This window comes from Caulobacter sp. HJHS_5 (genome assembly GCF_056683955.1).
In genome coordinates, this window is record NZ_JBWZNC010000001.1 from 623003 (window position 1) to 643402 (window position 20400).

21 protein-coding genes and 1 pseudogene are annotated in these 20400 nt (G+C 69.6%); 13 read left to right on the forward strand and 9 right to left on the reverse strand.

Annotated elements, in window-relative coordinates; all coding sequences use genetic code 11:
- Positions 1 to 56: 56 nt before the first annotated feature.
- Positions 57 to 257: a sulfur carrier protein ThiS gene (gene thiS / locus ACFLIT_RS03200; protein WP_479909822.1), complete on the reverse strand. Its 201-nt coding sequence runs from the start codon at positions 255 to 257 to the stop codon at positions 57 to 59.
- Positions 258 to 337: 80 nt separating this feature from the next.
- On the opposite strand from thiS, the gene aroQ reads away from it, so the two are divergent.
- The 4 genes and pseudogenes from aroQ to aat form a co-directional block, all read left to right on the forward strand.
- Positions 338 to 793, forward strand: coding sequence for a type II 3-dehydroquinate dehydratase (gene aroQ / locus ACFLIT_RS03205; protein ID WP_479909719.1), 456 nt, complete (start codon positions 338 to 340; stop codon positions 791 to 793).
- Between the two features lie 19 nt (positions 794 to 812).
- Positions 813 to 1310: an acetyl-CoA carboxylase biotin carboxyl carrier protein gene (gene accB, locus ACFLIT_RS03210; RefSeq protein ID WP_479909720.1), complete on the forward strand. Its 498-nt coding sequence runs from the start codon at positions 813 to 815 to the stop codon at positions 1308 to 1310.
- Positions 1311 to 1319: 9 nt separating this feature from the next.
- Positions 1320 to 2675, forward strand: a complete 1356-nt coding sequence (gene accC, locus ACFLIT_RS03215; protein ID WP_479909721.1) for an acetyl-CoA carboxylase biotin carboxylase subunit — start codon at positions 1320 to 1322, stop codon at positions 2673 to 2675.
- A 16-nt stretch (positions 2676 to 2691) separates the two neighbouring features.
- Positions 2692 to 3303 (forward strand): annotated as a pseudogene (gene aat / locus ACFLIT_RS03220) (leucyl/phenylalanyl-tRNA--protein transferase); the annotation flags it as partial.
- Here the strand turns inward: aat and ACFLIT_RS03225 are convergent.
- Positions 3231 to 3722, reverse strand: coding sequence for a DUF2155 domain-containing protein (locus ACFLIT_RS03225; protein WP_479909823.1), 492 nt, complete (start codon positions 3720 to 3722; stop codon positions 3231 to 3233). The pseudogene aat and the gene ACFLIT_RS03225 overlap by 73 nt on opposite strands.
- A 34-nt stretch (positions 3723 to 3756) precedes the next feature.
- On the opposite strand from ACFLIT_RS03225, the gene ACFLIT_RS03230 reads away from it, so the two are divergent.
- Entirely contained in the window at positions 3757 to 3909 is a 153-nt protein-coding gene (locus tag ACFLIT_RS03230) for a hypothetical protein (RefSeq protein ID WP_479909827.1), read from the forward strand.
- A gap of 93 nt (positions 3910 to 4002) precedes the next feature.
- Here the strand turns inward: ACFLIT_RS03230 and ACFLIT_RS03235 are convergent, their stop codons facing one another.
- The gene (locus ACFLIT_RS03235) at positions 4003 to 4401 is read right to left on the reverse strand and encodes an NADH:ubiquinone oxidoreductase subunit NDUFA12 (protein WP_479909722.1); all 399 of its coding nucleotides are present in this window, start codon (positions 4399 to 4401) and stop codon (positions 4003 to 4005) included.
- A gap of 184 nt (positions 4402 to 4585) precedes the next feature.
- On the opposite strand from ACFLIT_RS03235, the gene ACFLIT_RS03240 reads away from it, so the two are divergent.
- The 3 genes from ACFLIT_RS03240 (at position 4586) to ACFLIT_RS03250 (ending at position 8983) form a co-directional block, all read left to right on the forward strand.
- A complete protein-coding gene (locus ACFLIT_RS03240; protein WP_479909723.1) occupies positions 4586 to 7285 on the forward strand; it encodes a TSCPD domain-containing protein in 2700 nt (899 codons plus the stop codon).
- A gap of 180 nt (positions 7286 to 7465) precedes the next feature.
- Positions 7466 to 7954, forward strand: a complete 489-nt coding sequence (locus ACFLIT_RS03245; protein WP_479909724.1) for a pentapeptide repeat-containing protein — start codon at positions 7466 to 7468, stop codon at positions 7952 to 7954.
- A 90-nt stretch (positions 7955 to 8044) separates the two neighbouring features.
- Positions 8045 to 8983 (forward strand): pentapeptide repeat-containing protein, encoded by a 939-nt coding sequence (locus ACFLIT_RS03250; RefSeq protein WP_479909725.1) that lies wholly within the window; start codon positions 8045 to 8047, stop codon positions 8981 to 8983.
- A gap of 18 nt (positions 8984 to 9001) precedes the next feature.
- Here the strand turns inward: ACFLIT_RS03250 and ACFLIT_RS03255 are convergent, their stop codons facing one another.
- The 4 genes from ACFLIT_RS03255 to ACFLIT_RS03270 form a co-directional block, all read right to left on the reverse strand.
- On the reverse strand, positions 9002 to 9361 hold the full coding sequence (locus tag ACFLIT_RS03255) for a DUF6481 family protein (RefSeq protein ID WP_479909726.1): 360 nt from the start codon (positions 9359 to 9361) through the stop codon (positions 9002 to 9004).
- Between the two features lie 203 nt (positions 9362 to 9564).
- On the reverse strand, positions 9565 to 9831 hold the full coding sequence (locus tag ACFLIT_RS03260; protein ID WP_479909727.1) for a hypothetical protein: 267 nt from the start codon (positions 9829 to 9831) through the stop codon (positions 9565 to 9567).
- A 2-nt stretch (positions 9832 to 9833) separates the two neighbouring features.
- Positions 9834 to 9980, reverse strand: a complete 147-nt coding sequence (locus ACFLIT_RS03265) for a hypothetical protein (protein WP_479909728.1) — start codon at positions 9978 to 9980, stop codon at positions 9834 to 9836.
- Between the two features lie 148 nt (positions 9981 to 10128).
- Positions 10129 to 10338, reverse strand: coding sequence for a cold-shock protein (locus ACFLIT_RS03270; RefSeq protein WP_479909729.1), 210 nt, complete (start codon positions 10336 to 10338; stop codon positions 10129 to 10131).
- A gap of 575 nt (positions 10339 to 10913) precedes the next feature.
- On the opposite strand from ACFLIT_RS03270, the gene ACFLIT_RS03275 reads away from it, so the two are divergent.
- Complete coding sequence (locus tag ACFLIT_RS03275; RefSeq protein WP_479909730.1) at positions 10914 to 11288, forward strand: GFA family protein; 375 nt, start codon at positions 10914 to 10916, stop codon at positions 11286 to 11288.
- Between the two features lie 141 nt (positions 11289 to 11429).
- Entirely contained in the window at positions 11430 to 12116 is a 687-nt protein-coding gene (locus tag ACFLIT_RS03280) for a hypothetical protein (protein WP_479909731.1), read from the forward strand.
- 69 nt (positions 12117 to 12185) lie between these two features.
- Here the strand turns inward: ACFLIT_RS03280 and aspS are convergent, their stop codons facing one another.
- On the reverse strand, positions 12186 to 13961 hold the full coding sequence (aspS, locus tag ACFLIT_RS03285) for an aspartate--tRNA ligase (RefSeq protein WP_479909732.1): 1776 nt from the start codon (positions 13959 to 13961) through the stop codon (positions 12186 to 12188).
- 204 nt (positions 13962 to 14165) lie between these two features.
- Between aspS and ACFLIT_RS03290 the strand changes: the two genes are divergently transcribed.
- The 3 genes from ACFLIT_RS03290 to ACFLIT_RS03300 all read left to right on the forward strand — a co-directional run bounded on the left by ACFLIT_RS03290 (position 14166) and on the right by ACFLIT_RS03300 (position 18749).
- A complete protein-coding gene (locus tag ACFLIT_RS03290; RefSeq protein WP_479909733.1) occupies positions 14166 to 14813 on the forward strand; it encodes a P-loop NTPase family protein in 648 nt (215 codons plus the stop codon).
- 88 nt (positions 14814 to 14901) lie between these two features.
- Positions 14902 to 17115: an RNA degradosome polyphosphate kinase gene (locus ACFLIT_RS03295; protein ID WP_479909734.1), complete on the forward strand. Its 2214-nt coding sequence runs from the start codon at positions 14902 to 14904 to the stop codon at positions 17113 to 17115.
- 161 nt (positions 17116 to 17276) lie between these two features.
- Positions 17277 to 18749 (forward strand): Ppx/GppA phosphatase family protein, encoded by a 1473-nt coding sequence (locus tag ACFLIT_RS03300; protein WP_479909735.1) that lies wholly within the window; start codon positions 17277 to 17279, stop codon positions 18747 to 18749.
- Here the strand turns inward: ACFLIT_RS03300 and ACFLIT_RS03305 are convergent.
- Positions 18746 to 20377 (reverse strand): Na+/H+ antiporter, encoded by a 1632-nt coding sequence (locus ACFLIT_RS03305; RefSeq protein ID WP_479909736.1) that lies wholly within the window; start codon positions 20375 to 20377, stop codon positions 18746 to 18748. The two genes, ACFLIT_RS03300 and ACFLIT_RS03305, sit on opposite strands and share 4 nt — an antisense overlap.
- Positions 20378 to 20400 lie beyond the last annotated feature (23 nt).

Genomic DNA, 20400 nt, shown 5'->3' on the forward strand with positions numbered 1-20400 from the left:
CGACAGCCTACACACAGCAATCCTCTAGAACGCTCATACAGCTCCTCCCCCCATCCTCACCCCCCGCCGATGAAATGCACGATCTCGATGCGGTCGCCGTCGGCGATGGGCGACTCGCCCAGCAGGCGGCGGGGAATCACCTCCAGATTTCGCTCCACGGCGACCTTGCGCAGGTCGAGGCCCAGCGACGCGACCAGCGCGGCCAGGGTCGGCTCGCCCGTAAACGCGCGGGGTTCGCCGTTAATCGTCAGGTTCAGGGCTGAAGTGGTCATTTCGGCTTGCTTGTGGGGGTTCGACCGGGCCTATACAAGACGCTCCGAACGGACGGCGGAGCTTTATGTCCAAACCGATCTACGTGCTGAGCGGCCCCAACCTCAATCTGTTGGGCGTGCGCGAGCCGGAAATCTATGGCCACGAAACGCTGGAAGACATCCGTGCGCTCTGCGAGGAGCGGGCGGCCGTTTTCGGCTTCGAGGCTGTCTGCCGTCAGTCGAATCACGAGGGCGACCTCGTCACATGGATTCAGGAGGCGCGCACCGAGGCTTCGGCCCTGGTGATCAACGCCGCCGCCTACACCCACACCTCCGTCGCCATTCTCGACGCCGTGAAGATGCTCAAGATACCGACGGTGGAATGTCACCTCTCGAACCCGGCGACGCGAGAAGCGTTCCGCCACCACAGCTATCTGTCGCCGGTGGTGACGGGCGTGGTGGCCGGGTTCGGTTCCAACAGCTACCTATTGGCCGTCGAAGCGGCAGCGCGTCTCGTGAAGTCCGCTGCGGCTCAGGCCTGATGAAATCGGAGTACGCTTGATGTCCAAGCCCGAGGCGCCCGCCGACCGCCCGATCGACACCAAAACGGTTCGCGACCTGGCCAAGATCCTCAAGGAGACCGGCCTCACCGAGATCGAGGTCGAACAGGGCGATCTGAAGATCCGCGTCGCCCGCACCGCCGCGCCGGTCGCCGCTCCGGTGTCCTATGTCGCCGCGCCTGAGGCCGCCGCTCCGGCGCCGGTCGCCGCGCCCGCGGCCGCTCCGGCCGCCGCCGCCGCGGTCCCGGCCACGACGCCGGTCGCCGGCGAACTCGTGAAGTCGCCGATGGTCGGCACCGTCTACCTGGCCCCCGCCCCCGGCGCGAACCAGTTCGTCAAGGTCGGCGATACGGTCACGGCCGGCCAGACCCTGCTGATCATCGAAGCCATGAAAACCATGAATCCGATCCCCGCCCCCAAGGCCGGCAAGGTCGTGGAGATTCTCGCCGCCGACGCCCAGCCGGTCGAGTTCGGCGAGGGCCTCGTGATCATCGACTAGGCCCGCGCCATGTTCGACAAAATCCTCATCGCCAACCGCGGCGAAATCGCGCTGCGGATCCACCGCGCATGCAAGGAAATGGGCATCGCCACCGTGGCGGTCCACTCCGAGGCCGACGCCGGCGCCATGTGGGTGCGCCTGGCCGACGAGAGCGTGTGCATCGGCCCCGCCCCCGCCGCCAAGAGCTACCTCAACATCCCCTCGATCATCGCCGCCGCCGAGATCACCGGCGCCCAGGCGATCCACCCCGGCTACGGCTTTCTCTCCGAGAACGCCCGCTTCGCCGAGATCGTCGGCGCCCACGGCTACACCTTCATCGGCCCGAAGCCGGAGCACATCCGGATCATGGGCGACAAGATCAGCGCCAAGCAGACGGTGATGGAAGCCGGCATCCCCGTGGTGCCGGGCTCCGATGGCGAGGTCGAAACCGTCGAGGAAGCCATCGCGGCCGCCGAGAAGATCGGCTTCCCGGTGCTCATCAAGGCCGCCGCCGGCGGCGGCGGTCGCGGCATGAAGGTCGCCCTCACCGCCGACGATCTGGAGGAAGCCGTGCTCTCGGCCCAGACCGAGGCCAAGGCCGCCTTCGGCAACGGCGCCGTCTACATGGAGCGCTACCTCCAGAAGCCGCGCCACATCGAGTTGCAGGTCATCGCCGACAGCCACGGCAACGTGGTGCACCTCGGCGAGCGCGACTGCTCGCTGCAGCGCCGTCACCAGAAGGTGCTGGAAGAAGCCCCCTCGCCCGCCCTGAACGCCGAGGGACGCGAGAAGATCGGCAAGATCGTCGTCGACGCCATCAAGGCCATCGGCTACCTCGGCGTCGGCACCATCGAGTTCCTGTGGGAAGACGGCGAGTTCTTCTTCATCGAGATGAACACCCGCCTGCAGGTGGAGCACCCGGTCACCGAGGCCATCACCGGCATCGACCTGGTGCGCGAGCAGATCCGCATCGCCGCCGGCCTGCCGCTCAGCTTCACCCAGAAGGACGTGGTCTTCGAGGGCCACGCCATCGAGTGCCGCATCAACGCCGAGAACCCGCGCACCTTCACGCCCTCGCCGGGCCTGGTGTCGGACTTCCACGCGCCGGGCGGCCTGGGCGTGCGGCTGGATAGCGCCATCTACGCCGGCTATTCGATCCCGCCCTATTACGACAGCCTGATCGGCAAGCTGATCGTGCACGGCCGCGACCGCGCCGAGTGCATCGCCCGTCTGCGGCGCTGCCTGGGCGAGCTGGTGGTGGGCGGCATCGAGACCACCACGCCCCTGTTCCAGGACCTGCTGCAGCAGCCCGACATCCTGACCGGCGACTACAACATCCACTGGCTCGAAAAGTGGATCGCCAGCCAGAGCGAGGCTTCGGCCTAGGGGGTCGGGAGGCGGCGTGCACTTCACCGCCGACCATCTGATCGCCTGCTATCGTCGCGGCGTCTTCCCGATGGCGGACGCGCGCGACGACGACCGCATCTTCCTGATCGATCCGGAGCATCGGGGGGTGCTGCCGCTGGACGCCTTCCACGTGCCGCGCCGCCTGGCGCGCACCGTGCGGTCGGACGTCTACGAGGTGCGGGTCGACACCGCCTTCGACGCCGTCGTCGCCTCCTGCGCCGCCGCCAAGCCGAACCGGCCCGAGACCTGGATCAACCGCCCGATCGAGCGGCTCTACGGCGACCTCTTCAAGCGCGGTCAGGCCCACAGCGTCGAGTGCTGGGAAGACGGCCGTCTGGCCGGCGGGCTCTACGGCGTCTCGCTCGGCCGCGCCTTCTTCGGCGAGAGCATGTTCTCGCGCGCCCGTGACGCAAGCAAGGTCGCCCTGGTGCACCTCATCGCCCGGCTGATCGTCGGCGGCTACACCCTGCTCGACACCCAGTTCATCACCGAGCATCTGACGCAGTTCGGGGCGGTCGAGATCGACCGCGAGGACTATCGGGCCAGGCTGGGCGCGGCGCTGGGCGGCGGCGCCGAGGCGGCCGGCGCGGGACGCGGCCCCGTCGGCGCGGGCGTCGGCGTCACGGCGGGCGGCGGGGTCGCTGCGGGCGCGGAAGCGGTTGGAGCCGCCGCGGTCGGAGCGGGCGTCGCCGCTGCCGGATCGACGACCGGATCCGGCGACTTCGGCCGCTTCGGGGCGGGCGGCGCCGGCGGCGGGGCCGGCGCCTTGCAGGCGATCAGCCAGGCGTCATAGACCGGGTGCCCCAGGGGATGCAGGCCCGGCGCCCCGGCGTACATCCAGCCGCGAAACACCTGGCGTGAGGCGGTGATGGCCCGGCCGGGCGTCGAGCGCGGCTGGCTGTCGACCACCACATAGGCGGCCGCATCCGGCTCGGGCTCGTCGGCGGCGGTGGTCTCGCAGGCGCGCACCGTGAAGACCAGCGTCTTGTAGCGGATCGGCTGACCGACCGGCGCCTCGAAGCGCATGGTCTCGGCCGTCACCTTGTCAAGCGCCTGCAGGATGGCGGTCGGCGCCCGCGAACGCTTCAGCGGCTCCACCGGCTTGGGCGGCTCGGCGGGCTCGGGCCGGGCGACGGGAGCCGCCGGTGGGGCGGCGACGGGCGCGGGCGTCGGGACGGCGGCCGGAGCGGGCTGCGTGGCGGGCGGCGGCTGAACGGATGTCTGGGCCATGGCGTGGGCGAGGCCGGCGACGACGACCGTGGTCGTCCCCGCGATCAGCAGAGCACGCCCGCGCGGGATCACCCGCCTACTCCGGGGTCCAGGCCTGATAGTCGCCGGTGGCCGCGGCGCGCTCGCCGCCGCGGGCGATCGAGCCCTTGGGACGCCAGGCGTGCAGGGTGCCCGTCAGGTTCGGCTGGTGGTCTTTTTCCCAGGCGCGACGGGCCAGAGGCTCCACGGTCGGCGGCTCGTCGAAGGTGTACTTCAGCCAGCCGTTCCAGTCCGGCGGCACCTTCGAGGCTTCGGCGTAGCCCGGATAGATCACCCAGCGGCGCTTGCGACCCTTGTCGTAGCTGTCCTTGTCGTCGCGCGCTTCGTAGTACTTGTTGCCGAACTCGTCCTGGCCGACGAATTTGCCACGACGGGCGACGGTGAACTTCAGGCCAAGGGCGCCGCCGTTCCACCAGGTGAAGATCGCTTTGAGCACAGAGGGTCCGAACTGGGAGGGGGTCGAAGGGACGGCCGGACTATAGGGGCCGGCCCCCGCAGCGTCCAGCGCCGCCAGAATATCGAGATGTTGTGGAGCAAAGCGCCCGCGACCCCAACATCTATTGAATGCCCCCGACTCGAATCATACCCTTCGGCGCGAGTCGTCAGGGAGCGTGCGGCGTATGCGTTTCGAGAGGCGTCCGGCTGTCGCGCCGCAGGTCGAACTGCGCACCCTGGAGGCGGCGGATTCGCTCGTCGGGGTGCTGGCCCCGAAAGGCTGGAGCGACGCCCGCGTCGAAGCCTGGACCGACTGGTCGGCCGCCCTGCCCCGCGCTGAACCCGCCGATGTTCCCAAGACCCTGACGCACGACGACCCGCTGCTCGGCGGCGGCCCGGCCCAGTTCGCCCTGCACGCGGCCGCCCTCGGCTGGACAGCCGGCCTGTTCGACCGCCAGGCCGACGCCGTCGCCTTCCGCGAAGCCCTGTTCGAGGCCCAGGCTGGCGGCCTGCTCGCCTTCGGTCCGCACGGCGCCAGCAAGCGCCTTCCCCTCTCCGACCGCACGGCGCCGGACTTCGAGCGCCAGGTCGCGCGCCACCTCGGCGCCGCCCGCTCGGCCGCCCTGCAGGCCCGGCTGCTGGAGGTCACCGAGGACCGGCTGTCGGCCATCGCCGAGGCGGTCGCCCGCTGCGACGGCGAGGCGGCGGCCTGCGCCGACCCGGCCAGCAACCCCGCCCTGGCCCGCGCCGCCTGGGCCGCCCGCCAGGCCGGCGTCGACGACGCCCACATCGCCGAGGCCATCGCCCTGGCCGAGACCGGCCGCGCCCGGCTTGAGCGGCCCGAGCCGCCGCCCATGCCGCAGCTGGTCGCCTTCACCGACCGGGCCGCGCCCTGCGACCTGGCCGCCCACGCCGGCTGGGAAGTCGGCGGCCTGACCGTCGCCTTCGATCAGGCCGACGCCGAGGCCCTCGCCGACGGAACCGCGCCCCGCGCCGCCCTGGACGTACGCGCCTTCGAGACCGCCGACGGCTTCGACGCCGCCGCCTTCGAGCGCCTCGTCCGCCTGGCGACGATCGCCCTCGACCTCGTCGCTCCGCCCTCGCCCGAGCGACGCCTCGGCCTGACGCTCGGCGGCGTCGCCGACCTCTTGGCCGCCCGCGGCCTCGCCTACGACTCCGACGCCGGCCGCGCCGTCGCCGGCGGCCTCTGGGCCCTGGCCTCCGCCTCCGCGGCCATGACCTCGGCCGACCTCGCGGCGGTCTTCGCCCCTTGCCCCGCCTGGGCCGACGCGGCGCCCACAAGCCTCACCACGCTCGACCAGCGCGCGGTCGCCGCCCGCCAAAGCGCCGATCCGCTCAGCCAGCGCGCCGCCGCCCTGATGGAGGAGGCCGCCGCCCGCGCCGCCGCCGTGGGCCTGCGCAACCTCGCCCGCGTCGGGCTTTCCGAAGATCCCGAACTGGCCCTGCGTCTCGCCGCGCCCCTCGGCGCCGCTCCGTGGCGCGGCGCCCTGACGCTCGTCGAAACCGCCGACGCCGCCGTCCTGCCGGTGATCTCCGACGCGGCGCTGAAGGCCCTCTCGCACGCCGGCGCCGATCTGGCCGCCGCGCGCCGCCACGCCCTCGGCTCGCGCGATCTCGCCCAGGCCGCCTCGCTCGACCTCGGCCTGCTGCGCGCCAAGGGCTTCACCGACCATGAGCTTTCGGCCGTGCAGGCCGCCCTGCCCCTGGCCCGCGGCCTCGATGATGTGTTCGGCCCCTCGGTGCTCGGCGCCGGCTTCGTCAGCGACGTGCTGGGCGGCCAGGGCGAGGTGCTGTCGCTGGTCGGGCTGGACGACGCCGCCATCGCCTCGGTCGGCCGCGAGCTGGTCGGCGCCGGCCGCCTGGACGACGTCGCCTTCCTGGGCGAGGCGACCCGCGCGGCCCTGGCCGAGCCCGACGCCATCGCGCTTAACGCCCGCCTGGCGATGATCGCGACCGCCGAGACCTTCGCCGACATCCCCGCCGTCGCCGAGCTATCGCTGGCGTTCGGCGCCCGGCCCGCCGAGGCCGTGGCCCTGCAGGCCCAGGCCGCCGCCTCCGGCGTCCGCGCCGTGCGCCTGGCCCGCGCCGCCCCCCCGGCCGGCTACCGCCTCGACATCCCCGAACCCGCCGCCCCGCGCGCCCCGGCGGCCGAACCGGCCGAGCGCATCGTCGAGCGCGTGGTCGAACGCGACCGCCTGCGCCGCAAGCTGCCCGACCGCCGCAAGGGCTACATCCAGAAGGCGGCCGTGGGCGGCCACAAGGTCTATCTGCACACCGGCGAGTACGACGACGGCGAACTCGGCGAGATCTTCCTCGACATGCACAAGGAAGGCGCCGCCTTCCGCAGCCTGATGAACAACTTCGCGGTCGCGATCTCCATCGGCCTGCAATACGGCGTGCCCTTGGAGGAGTTCGTCGACGCCTTCGTCTTCACCCGTTTCGAACCGGCCGGCCCGGTGACGGGCAACGACAGCATCCGCTCGGCCACCTCGATCCTCGACTACATCTTCCGCGAGCTGGGCGTCAGCTACCTCGGGCGCAACGAGCTGGCCAACGCCGAGGGCGGCGAGACCCTGGACGCCGACGGCCTGGGCCGCGGCAAGAACGAGGAACAGGGCGCCGAGCCGCACGGCCCGCAGATGCAGCCGGCCTCGAAGTTCATCTCCAAGGGCTTCTCGCGCGGGGCCGCCCCCGACAACCTGGTGTTCCTGCCGTTCGGCGCGCGCGGCGACGAGGCGCGCCGCACCACCTTCGCCCACGCCGACGTCTGCGCCGCCTGCGGCGACCTGGCCCTGGTGCGCAAGGGCGCGGTCACCGTCTGCGAGACCTGCGGCGCCCAGGCCGACCGCGTCGACAACGGCTAGGTCGAGCAACCGTCACGCTTAGTCCGTCCCGTTCGCAGTAGCCCTCATCCTGAGGTGCGAGCATCGCGAGCCTCGAAGGACGAGGGCGGCCCCCCCCCCGAACCCGCATTAGCAACAACGTGGCCTTAAGGTTGCTGGGGTACGGCTGATCGACTGCGACAGCCGAAGGCTCGTACCGAAATGAAATCCATCGCCGCCGCCAGCCTGGTCCTGGCCCTTTTTGTGACGCCCGCCCTGGCCCAGAACGCCGGCCAGATCGCCCGCGCCCGGGGCGGCGCCCACTGCCCGGGCTGCAATCTGTTCCAGGCCGATCTCGGCGGCGCCGAGCTGAAGAGCCGCAACTTCGCCAAGGCCCGCCTGCGCCAGGCCGATCTTTCCCTGTCGGTGATGAACCGCACCGTCTTCGCCGGCGGCGACCTGCGCGACGTCAACGCCTACGGGGCCGTATTCTCCAGCGCCAATTTCGCAGGGGCCGACCTGACCAACGCCACCTTCGTCGGCGCCTATCTGGAAGGGGCCAACCTCGCGGGCGCCAACCTGTCCGGAGCGAACTTCTCGGGCGCCGAGATGGACCGCGCCGTCGGCCTGCGCCAGGGCCAGCTCGACCGGGCCTGCGGCGACCAGACCACCCGCCTTCCGGCCGGATTGCGCATCCCGGCCTGCCGTTAATTCCCTTTCATGACGGCGATTTAAGTAGCGATCTGGCGTGCGGCGGCCCAAATCGGTTACGACCGCAAACGGTCACCAAAGATGTAGCCGATGACCCGTATCGCTTTCGCCGCCGCCTCCCTTCTCCTCCTCGCCTTCGCCGGCGCCGCCGAAGCGCGCGCCCCCGCCGCCGAGGACAAGGATGTCGCCCGCCTGGTCTCGTTCGGCGGCCAATGCGTCTCCTGCGAGCTGTCGGGCCGCCGCCTCGTGGGCGCCCGCTTCACCGGCGCCAACTTCACCAAGGCGGTGATGGTCGCGTCCGACCTGCGCGGGGCGTCGTTCATGGGCTCCAACTTCGCGGCGGCCGATCTCAGCCGGGCCGACCTGCGCGGCGCCTCGATGATGGGCACCACCTTCGCCCAGTCGAATTTCACCAACGCCAACCTCGAAGGCGTCGAGGCCACCGGGGCCAATTTCACCAATGTCGACCTGTCGCGCGCCAAGCTCAGCGGCGCGGAGCTGCGCGGCGTGGCCTTCATCAAGGCCAACCTCAACGCCAGCGACTTCAGCGAGAGCGAACTGATCGGTTCGGACCTCACCGCCGTGTCGGCCGCGAACGCCAGTTTCCGCGAAGCCGACCTTAGCGGCGCGAATCTCGCCAGGGGCCGGTTCACCCGGGCCTCCTTCCGCGAGGCCGACCTGCGCGGCGCCAACCTGATCGGGGCCGACTTCACCAACGCCGATTTCCGCGACGCCGACCTCAGCCACGCGCAGTTGACCAACGCCACCTTCAGCGGCGCCCGCAACCTGACCCAGGATCAGCTGGACGACGCCTGCAGCAGCGGCGGCGCCGTGCTGCCGCGCGGCCTGACGGTGGGTCCCTGCCGTGGCGAGACGCGATTCCGCATCAATATCGACGCCCGGCGCGTCGCCGAGGAGGCCAAGGCCGCCGCCGCCGAAGCCATGCGCGCCATGCCGCCGCCGCGCCCGCCCGCCCCGCCCAGGCCCCCGGTCCCGCCGGCCCCGCGCTTCAGCGTCGAGCCGCGCTGAGGCGGCGGGCGGGCAAAGCTATCGGCGCGCCTGCCGCGCGGCATACTTCGCGTCTCGGGCGGCCTTGGCCTCGGCAGCCGAGAGCGCCTTGCGATCTTTGCGCTTTCCGCGTTTCGCCTGCAGCTCCGCCTCTTGAGCCTCTGCGGCCGCTAACTGGGCCGCCGCCAAGGCCTCCTCAGAAGCTTGCCGCTTGTCGTTCTTACTTTTTGCGCGCCGTTCTCGAACACCGGCCAGCTCGGCTGCCCGCAGGCCTGCGCGCGCCTCGTGGTCGGGGTTTGTCTGTGTTGGCTTCGGCCGAAGCTTGCCGAGGAGCGCCTGCTTTGACGCGGCCGCCGTCTTAAGTCGCTCGGCGAATCCGGCCTTCAGGGAGTCTTTCATCGAGTTGCTGTATTCCTGCTATGTCGAGTGCGCGTGGACTGAGGCCGCACACAGCGCCTCCAGATGCTTTCTGATGTGTCTCGGCGACAGGAGCGTATCGACCGCGCGGCATCCCTCCGTCGTGAGCTGCTGGTGAAGCTTGGCCAAGGTGTCGTAACGCCCCGTTCGGGCGAGGAAGAAGGCGCGTTCGATTGTTGATGTGTTCATGATGTCGAACGGCTGGCCAATGTAATGTCCTTTATCGTCGATTGAACGGCGGTTTTCGCACCGGCTGCCCACATCAGTTTGAGGAAGGCGAGTGTATCGGCGGCGGCGCCCTGCAAGGTCCATTCGCAGTCGTTGAAGCGGCATCCTGCGATCCGGGGCAACGCGCCGCCCGAGTAAACTAATCGGCAGTGGGAAAATTCGCAGTCGCTGAACTCCCCACCGTCAAGCTGCACTGTCTGATGGTTGTAGCTGAGCGTGCTCATCGTCAGGATCTCGGCTCCGGGGGGCCGCCGCCGGTGGCCCCGCCATCGGCGGCGGCCTGCTCACGCTGCTTCGCCTTGGATGCGATCTTTGCGGCCTTTGCACGATCGCGCTCCTGGCGTTCGAACTGGTAGTTGGGCTTGCGCGCCATTCTCGTCATCTCTCGGGTCATGCATGGAAAAGGAGGGGCCGGCGAACCGCCCTGATCGTCGTTGTGTTGCTGGCGTAAACGAGATCGGGCGGCCAGCATGGCTGGCCGCCCGATTCGATTCCTGCCGGAGACCGGCGGAATAGCGGTCTTACGCCGCTTGTAGTTGGCCGGCCGACATCTTGCCGGTGCGTTGGTCTTTTTCCATCTCGAAGCCGATCTTTTGGCCTTCCTGCAACGAGCGCATACCCGCGCGTTCCACAGCCGAGATGTGGACGAACGCATCCGCGCCGCCCTGGTCAGGTTGGATGAAGCCAAAGCCCTTGGTGTCGTTGAACCACTTTACGGTGCCAGTTTGCATAATAGTCCCTTTCCGGACATGCGTTCTCCCGCCCATTATCAGGCTGAGAGATCAAATTTTCGGGTAGGGTCTAAATGTATAACCCGAGCGATTTCTTCGAAATCATCGGGTCGGCAAGTGAGCCAATTCGATATTTGATGCCATGACACTAGCCTAACTTTTACAGAACCACAACGAAATTCTAATCGCGGGGCAAATCTTCGCCCCATCTATTGCGCAATAATGCCGGAATGAGAGCCCAAATTGACCGCGTAATTCTAGCTGTCATCCGCTGCGCTGAAGGTGGGTCGTGGAGCACGAGGGCGACCAGGTCGGCAAGTCTCTGACAAAGACATCACCCGCGCCTCGGCCTACCGGCGCGCTCGCGAAATCATTGATAGCGGCCGCGGCTGCCAGGTTCGGGTCCATGGCGAGGGTTTTTTTCCAGGGCGGCTTAGGGGGGCTGACCCTCGGCCGATCAAGCTGGTTCGCCAGGCCCCGAGGTTCGCCATCCACCCCTAGCTGATATTCAGAAAGCTCATTTGCCGTCGCCAATCGGCCGGCTAGACTGAGGCCTTCCTCTAGCGGAGGCGATAATGATCAGGACGGCCTCCTGCGCCTGCGGAGCACTTCGGGCCGAATGCACCGGAGAGCCGCTGAAGGTTTCCCTGTGTCACTGTCTTGCCTGCCAACGGCGGACCGGCAGCACCTATGGCATTGCTGCTTTTTACGACGCCCGCGATGTCCAGGTGTCGGGTCCCGAAAAGACCTTCACCCGTCCTTCCGATAGCGGGGCCGACGTCAGGTTTCACTTCTGTCCGACCTGCGGCTCGTCCGTCTATTGGGAGCCGCTACGGAAGCCGGGCGTGATCGCCGTCGCGGTTGGAGCGTTCGCCGACCCGGCCTATCCCGCCCCGACCCAGGCCGTGTACGAACAGGCTCGCCACCCATGGGTCGGCGCTTCGTTCTAGGAGCTTCCTCCTGCAGCCGTCGCGACTGCGCCGAAGCCAGAACGCCCCGATAGACGACACGCCACGCGCCGCTCGGTTTTCCACGGCTGCGCGCGCCCGCCAGATCGACACGGGCGGATAAATGTTCTATCTTTGTTCTTAATGACTTCGCCCTCCACCGCGCCGGAAACCTCCCTCGACGATCTCAAGGCTCTGACCTTGCGGCGCCTGACCGCGCTGGCCTGGCTGGCGGATATCGCCGACGGCATCGTCGTCCTGCTGCGCCAATGGATGGCGGTCAGCGCGCTTTCGCCCGCCCACGCCTCTCGCCTGTATCGCATCATCGAGCGCGTGCGCCGCGCCGTCCGCGTCATCGAGGCGTTGGACCTGCGCCTTCGGGAAACCTTGCAACGGATCGAAGCCGGCGTCCGGTCGACGCCGGGGTCGGCTGCGGAAAGCGCGCCCTGCCTCACGAACGATGGCGAACCCTGTGAAATCGAGGAGCCTGACGACCGGGAAGCGCCCGACTGGCATGAGCGACCGGAGAAGCCCGAAGGTCTCCGCGCCCTCACGCCCGCCCTGCCCCGGCTCACGGGCTCGGTGGATGACATCGTCGCCCGCATCATCGACGACCTCGGCGCCTTCCCCGCCTGGCGCCGCTTGGCCGAAGCCGTCTGGGCCGGCGAAGATCCGACGCCGGCCGAGGTCGGCCATATCCTCGCCGACGCCCTGATCGAAGCCATGCCGCCTAACCGGCCCAGGCGCGCGGTCGAGCCCGTTCCCTCACGAGCGGCGTACCCGCCCAGTCTCGCGGGCGTCCATCCGCCTCACGCGCCGGCGCCCGCCTAGATGCGGTCCGGCGCCTGCGGACAGCCCGCCTCCCAGCGCAAGCGGGAGGCCGTCGGCGTTCGCGCCGAGCTACTTGATCGGCAGCGCCGTGCGGATGTGCAGTTCCTTGAGCTGCTTCTCGCGCACCTGCGACGGCGCGCTCAGCAGCAGGTCCTGCCCCTGCTGGTTCAGCGGGAAGGCGATTACTTCGCGGATCGCGATCTGGCCCGCCAGCAGCATGACGATGCGGTCGATGCCGGGCGCGAGACCGCCGTGCGGCGGCGCGCCATAGCGGAAGGCGTTCAGCATGCCGCCGAACTCCGCCTCGACCACTTCCGGGCCGTAGCCGGCCAGTTCGAAGGCCTTCAGCATGATCTCCGGCTTGTGGTTCCGGATCGCGCCGGAGCACAGCTCGTAGCCGTTGCAGACGATGTCGTACTGATAAGCCAGGATATCCAGCGGGTCCTTGCTGGTCAGGGCCTCCAGCTCGCCCTGCGGCATCGAGAAGGGGTTGTGGCTGAAGTCCACCTTCCCCTCGTCGTTCAGCTCGTACATCGGGAAGTCGACGATCCAGCAGAACTTGAACTCGCCCTCGCCGACCAGGCCGAGATCCGTGCCCACCTTGGTGCGGGCCGAGCCGGCGAACTTGTAGAAGGTCTTCGGATCGCCGGCGACGAAGAAGGCGGCGTCGCCCTGGCCGAGGCCCAGCTGATCCATGATCGCCTGGGTGCGTTCCGGCCCCAGGTTCTTGGCGATCGGGCCGCCCCAGGCGCCCTGGTCGTCGCTCCAGAAGATGTAGCCGAGGCCCGGCTGGCCCTCGCCCTGCGCCCAGGAGTTCATGCGGTCGCAGAAGGCGCGGCTGCCGCCCTTGGGCGCGGGGATGGCCCACACGGCGTTCTTTTTGGCGTCTTCCAGGATGCGGGCGAACAGGCCGAAGCCGCCGCCGCGGAAGTGGTCGGAGACGGCCTGCATCTCCAGCGGGTTGCGCAGGTCCGGCTTGTCGCTGCCGTACTTGCTGATCGCCTCGCGATACGGGATGCGCGGGAACGGATAGGGCGTCACGCTCTTGCCGTCGGCGAACTCGGTGAAGACGCCGTGCATCACCGGCTCGATGGCGGCGAACACGTCTTCCTGGGTCACGAAGCTCATCTCGACGTCGAGCTGGTAGAACTCCAGGCTGCGGTCGGCCCGCAGGTCTTCGTCGCGGAAGCAGGGCGCGATCTGGAAGTAGCGGTCGAAGCCGGCGACCATCAGCAGTTGCTTGAACTGCTGCGGGGCCTGCGGCAGCGCATAGAATTGGCCGGCGTGCAGGCGCGAAGGCACCAGGAAGTCGCGCGCGCCTTCCGGCGAGCTGGCGGTCAGGATCGGCGTCTGGAACTCGGTGAAGCCCTGGCCGACCATGCGGCGGCGGATGCTGTCGATCACCTTCGAGCGCAGCACGATGTTCTTGTGCAGGGTCTCGCGGCGCAGATCCAGATAGCGGTGTTTGAGGCGGATTTCCTCGGGGTATTCCGGCTCGCCGAACACCGGCAGCGGCAGTTCGGCGGCTTCCGACAGCACCTCGACGGCGCGCACGCGCACCTCGACCTCGCCGGTCGGCAGGTTGGGGTTCACGGTCTCGGCGGTGCGGGCGATCACCTCGCCGTCGACGCGGATGACGCTCTCGGCGCGCAGGCGCTCGATCGTCGCGAAGCCGGGGGTCTCCGGGTGCAGCACCAGCTGCGTCATGCCGTAGTGATCGCGCAGGTCGATGAACACCAGGCCGCCGTGGTCGCGCTTGCGGTGAATCCAGCCCGACAGGCGCACTTCGGCGCCGGTGTCGGCGCCGCGCAGGGCGCCGCAGTTATGGGTGCGATAGGCGTGCATGGGATAGGCCGCGAAGTTCGGAAAACGAGCGGCGGAAGGCGCACGCGCGAGGGGGTGTTGTCAAGGATTCGAGGGATTTCCCCGCCTGGGGCTGAGGATTTCCACAGGTGCGGGCCAGTCATCCCCCGCGCTTCCGGGGTTGGCGCATCGACCGCAACGCGGCTTGCGGTTAATTTGGCTTCCGCCTCCAGTACCGGAAACGTCTTGATCGAACAGTTGCAGTTGAGCCTTGAGCACGCCGAGAACTACGCGGCGGCGGACCTCGTGCGTTCCGATTGCAATGCTGAAGCTTTCCGCGCCCTGGAACGCTGGCCCTCGTGGCCCGGCGGCGTCCTGGCGCTCGCCGGCCCCGCCGGCTCGGGCAAGACGCACATGGCCATGGCCTGGGCCGACCGGGTCGGCGCCGAAATTCCCAGCCCCCGCGCCCCGCTCGACCTGCTGAACCTCGCCGGCCGCCCCGTGCTGCTCGACGACGCCGAGCACACCATCGGCGAGGTGACGCTGTTTCACCTGATCAACATGGCGGCCCAGCAGGGCGGCAGCCTGCTGATCACCGGCCGCGCGCCGCCCGCGGAATGGGTCACCACCCTGCCCGACCTGCGCTCGCGCCTGCGCGCCATCACCACCGTGGAGATCGAGCCGCCGGACGACGAGATGATGCTGGGCGTTCTCGAAAAGCTGTTCCGCGACCGCCACATCCGCCCGGCGCCGGACCTCTACACCTACCTGCTGAAGCGCATGGAGCGCTCGATCCCGGCCGCCCACGCCCTGGTCAGCCGCCTCGACAAGGTGGCCGGCGCCCACCACCGGCCGGTCGGACGCCTCGTGGCGCGGCAAATCCTGGAAGCCTGAACCGCCGCCCGGGCGAGTTTAGACAAACTGGAACAATTCCGTGCCAAGGTGCGGGACTTTCGCGCCGTGGGCGCCCAGATAAGACGTCATGTCGATCTTAGAAGCCAATTTCGCCGCCACGCCCGTCGTGCCCGCCAGCGAGGGTCTAACCCTCGACGAAGCCCTGCTCGCCTCGCCCGAACGCTTCTTCAACCGCGAGCTTTCGTGGCTGGCCTTCAACCGCCGGGTGCTCGAGGAGGCCGAGAACCCCCGCCACCCGCTGCTGGAGCGGCTGCGGTTCCTCTCGATCTCGGCCAATAACCTCGACGAATTCTACATGGTGCGCGTCGCCGGCCTGAAGGCCCAGGTGCGCGAGGGCGTGCGCAAGCCCAGTCAGGACGGCGCGACGCCGGGCGAGCAGCTGACCCGGGTCAACGCCGACGCCGCCGAACTGATGGCCGACCAGCAGCGCATCTGGCGGGAAATCCGCCACGAGCTCTCGGGCGTCGGCCTTAGCCTGCTCGACGCCAAGGACGTGAGCCCGCGCGACCGCGCCCAGGCCGAGGAGATTTTCCTCGCCCGCATGTTCCCGCTGCTTACGCCGCTGGCCATCGATCCGGCCCACCCCTTCCCGTTCATCCCCAACCTCGGGTTCTCGCTGGCGCTGAAGCTGCGCCGCATCGCCGACGGCAAGCCGCTGTACGCCCTGGTGCCCGTGCCGCAGAACGTGAAGCGGTTCTGGGAGCTGCCCAACACCGGCCGCCGCCCCGGCGCCAAGGCCGAGCGGCGCATCGTCGCTCTCGAGAGCTTCATCATCCTGTTCCTCGACCACCTGTTCCCCGGCTACGAGGTGGAGGGCCGCGGCCTGTTCCGCCTGATCCGCGACAGCGATGTGGAAATCGAGGAAGAGGCCGAAGACCTGGTGCGCGAGTTCGAGGCGCGGCTGAAGAAGCGCCGCCTGGGCTCGGTGGTGCGCGTCAAGCTGCAGTCGACCATGCCTGTCGATCTGCGCGAGTTCATCCTGGAAGGCCTGCGCGCCGAACCCGACGACGTGGTCATCGTCGACGGCAAACTGGGCCTGGCCGGCATGAGCGCCCTGATCCCGCCGGACCGCGGCGACCTGAAGTTTCCGCCCTTCGAGCCGCGTTTCCCCGAGCGCATCCGCGACCACGGCGGCGACTGCTTCGCCGCCATCCGCGAGAAGGACATCCTGGTCCACCACCCGTTCGAGAGCTTCGACGTGGTGGTGCAGTTCCTGAAGCAGGCGGCGCGCGACCCCAATGTCGTGGCCATCAAGCAGACGCTCTATCGCACCAGCAAGGACAGCCCGATCGTGGCCGCCCTCATCGAGGCGGCCGACAACGGCAAGAACGTCACCGCCCTGGTCGAGATCAAGGCGCGCTTCGACGAGGAAAACAACCTGCGCTGGGCGCGCGACCTGGAGCGCGCGGGCGTCCACGTCGTCTTCGGCTTCATGGACTACAAGACCCACGCCAAGATCAGCCTGGTGGTGCGCCGCGAGGGCGAGTCCCTGCGCACCTACTGCCACTTCGGCACCGGCAACTATCACCCGCAGACGGCCCGGGTTTACACCGACCTGTCGCTGTTCACGACCGACCCGGTGCTCGGCCGCGACGCCGGCAAGCTGTTCAACTACATCACCGGCTACGCCAAGCTCGACTACCTCGACAAGCTGCAGTTCTCGCCGATCACCCTGAAGCCGAGCCTGCTGGCGATGATCGAAACCGAGGCGCAGAACGCCAAGGCCGGAAAGCCCGCCGCCATCTGGGCCAAGCTGAACGCCCTGGTCGATCCGGAAATCATCGACGCCCTCTATCGCGCCAGCCAGGCGGGCGTGCGTATCGACCTCGTCATCCGCGGCATCTGCTGCCTGAAGCCGGGCGTGCCGGGGCTGTCGGAAAACATCCAGGTCAAGAGCATCATCGGCCGTTTCCTGGAGCACAGCCGCGTGGTGGCCTTCGCCAACGGCGACGAGATGCCGAGCAGCAAGGCGCGGGTGTTCATTTCCTCGGCCGACTGGATGCCGCGCAACCTCGACCGCCGCGTCGAGGTGCTGACGCCGATCGAGAACCCGACCGTGCACCAGCAGGTGCTGAACCAAATCATGGTCGCCAATTTCAACGACGAGGCCCAGAGCTGGCGGCTGGATTCGACCGGTCACTACACGCGCGACCCCGCCTGGGCCCGCAAGGGCGCGTTCTCGGCGCACGAGTATTTCATGACCAACCCCAGCCTGTCCGGCCGCGGCCAGCGCGCCACCGACCGGCCCCAGGCCTTCGACCACGTCGGCAACCGACGCTGATCCCTTTCGCGTAACCCCGCGTCGGCTCTTGGCGCGCCCGCCGCGCTCGCGCTAAGACGGCGCGGACGGCGTCCAGGGTTCGCCCTGGCCCTTGTAACCCGGGAGCCAGCGTGCCGACGGCCCTTGACCGCCAGCGACCCTCCTGGGCGCCGCAGCGCCCCATGACCACGCGCACCCGCGATGCGGCGGTGATCGACATCGGATCGAACTCCGTGCGCCTCGTCGTCTACGCGCTCGAAGGCCGTTCCATGTGGACGGTCTACAACGAAAAGGTGCTGGCCGGCCTCGGGCGCGACCTGGCGGCCACGCGCCGTCTCGCGCCGGAAGGCGCCGCCATGGCCCTGGCCGCCATCCGCCGCTTCCGCGCCGTGTTGGACGCCGCCCGCCCGTCGGAAATCTTCGTCGCCGCCACCGCCGCCGTGCGCGAGGCTCAGGACGGGCCGGCGTTCGTGCAGCGGGTTCGCGAGGAGGCCGGGTTCACGGTCAGCGTGCTTTCCGGCGAGGAGGAGGCCCGCTACGCCGCCCTCGGCGTGCTGGCCGGGGCTCCGGACGCGGAGGGCGTGGTGGGCGACCTCGGCGGCGCCAGCCTGGAGCTGATCCGCCTCACCGCCGCCGGCGCTGGGGAAGGCGTCACCTTGCCCCTGGGCCCGTTCAGCCTCGGTCCGTTCGACGCCGACCGGGTGCGCGACATCGCCCGCCAGCGCCTCGCCCCGGTGGCCGCCGGCTTCCGCGCCAAGACCTTCCACGCCGTCGGCGGCGCCTGGCGCAACCTCGCCCTGCTGCACATGCGGATGTCCGACTACCCGCTCGGCGTCGTCCACCAGTACGAGATGGGGCGCAGCGAGGCGCTGGAGGCCGCCCGCCTGATCGCCCGACAATCGAAGCGCTCGCTCGAAGGCATTCCGGGCATGTCGAAGAAGCGGATCGAGACCCTGCCCTACGCGGCGACGGTGCTCGAAGCCCTGGTCAACCAGCTGGAGGTCGAGACCGTCTCGATCAGCGCTTACGGCGTGCGCGAAGGCATGCTGTTCGAGGCCATGCCGCCGGCGGTGCGCCGGCTCGACCCGCTGGTCGAGGGCTCCGCCGCCCTCGGCGCGCGACAGGGCGCGGCGGAGGATCTCGGGGCGGCCCTCGAGACCTGGCTCTCCCCCGCCTTCGAGGCCCTGCCCCCCGTGTTCGAAGGCAGCGACGGCCGCCTGGTGGCCGCCGCCTGCCGCCTGGCCGAGCTCGGCGCCCGGCTGCACCCGGACCACCGGGCCGATCTGGTGTTCGAACAGGTGCTGCGCGCGCCGGTCGCCGGCCAGACCCATCCGGAGCGCGCCTTCCTGGCCGCCGCGGCCTACGCCCGGCATACCTCGACCTTCGATCCGCCGGAGCGGCCGACGCTGGGCCGCCTGCTCAACCCCGAGCGCCTGCATCGGGCCCGCGTGCTGGGCGCCGCCGTGCGGCTGGGCTGCGACCTCTCCGGGCGCAACGCCGGCCTGCTGAGCCGGGCGCGCCTGACCATCGACAGCGACAGCCTGAAGCTCTCGGCCGACAAAGGCTGGGCGGACATGCTGCTGGGCGAACAGACCGCCCGCCGCGCCAAGACCCTGGCCGAACTGCTCGGCCGCAGGCTGGTGCTGGAAAACTAGCCCGAGTATCGCGCCTCGTTCAGGTCGATCTCGCGGACCAGCTTGCGCACCTGTTCGTCCTGCAACTGCCGCGACCGCGCCCGCCGGAAGACCTCATCGCGCTCGGCCTTGAGGCCGACGAGGCGCAGGCGACGCTCGACCTTGTCGAAAACCTCGGCGTCCTCCGCCGGCTCGGCCGCGCCGGCCGCGCCCTCGATTCGCTCGCGGTAGGTGTCCATGATCCGGGCCGAGACGTCGTTGTAGATGTAGGCGTCGGGGCGGCCGGCGGCCAAGGCGTGCTGCTCGGCCTCGATGGCCAGGATGGCCGCCTCGGCGGCGGCGATGCGCGCCTCGTCGACCCAGCGCTGGTCCGAGCGCTCGGGCGGAAGCTCCAGGCCGCGCAGCAGGCGCGGCAGGCCGAAGCTGGCCAGCAGCAGGGAGACCAGGATCACCCCGGCCGCCAGGAAGATGGCGAGGTCCCGGGCGGGAAACGGCGTGCCGTCGTTCATGGCCAGCGGCAGGGTGAGCACGCCGGCCAGGGTGATCGCGCCGCGCACGCCGGCCAGCGACATGGCCCCGACCAGCCGCCAGCTGACCTTGGGCGCGGCCAGGCCCCGGCGTTCGGCCTTGAACAGGGTGAGGCGCAGCGAGGCCCACACCCAACCGAAGCGCAGCACCGCCAGGGCGGCGCAGATGGCGAGGACATAGATCGCCAGCCACCACGGCTGATCGTGGCCGGCCGAGGCGGCGGTCTGCTGCGCCTTGGCCAGCAGGCCCGGCATCTGCTCGCCGAGCAGCACGAAGATCACGCCGTTGGCGGCGAACTGCACCGTGTCCCACACGCCCGCGCGGCGCACGCGAGTGACCGCCAGGGTGCGGCCGCTGAGTTCGGTGAAACCCATGGTCACGCCCGCGGCCACGGCCGCCAGGATGCCTGAGCAGTGAAAATGCTCGGCCAGGATGTAGGCGCCGAACGGGATCAGCAGGCTGACCAGGATCTGGGCGCTGGTGTCTTCGCCGAAACGGGCCGAGACGAACCGCTTGGCCTGGGAGGCGGCCAGGGTGACGGCGACGCCGATCGCCAGACCGCCGATGGCGACCCACAGGAAGGTGAGCACCGCGTTCTGAAGCGAGAAGGCGCCGGTCAGCATGGCGGCGACGGCGAAGCGCATGCAGACGAGGCCCGAGGCGTCGTTGAGCAGCGACTCCCCCTCGAGGATATGCATCATTCGCTTCGGGATCGGGGCCCGCGCGGCGATGGCGGACACTGCGATGGGGTCGGTGGGCGAGACCACCGCCGCCACGGCGAAGGCGACGGCCAGCGGCATGGCCGGGATCATCCAGTGGATGAAGAAGCCGAGGCCGACGACGGTGAGCACCACCAGACCGATGGCCAGTTCCAGCACCGTGGCGCGATCGCGGCGGAGGTCGTCCTTGGGAATGCGCCAGCCGTCGAGGAACAGCAGCGGCGGCAGGAACAGCAGGAAGAAAAGTTCGGGTTCGAGCTCAACCGTCGGGATCGTCGAGATCGCGATCAGGGCGCCGAGGGCGATCTGCACCAGGGGCAACGGCAGGCGCGTCGCTCGCGCGGCGACGCCACTGACGATCACCGCCAGCAGCAGGAGAAGGATGGTGGAAACGGAGGCCATGCCCCGTTCTGCCCGGCGTCGTT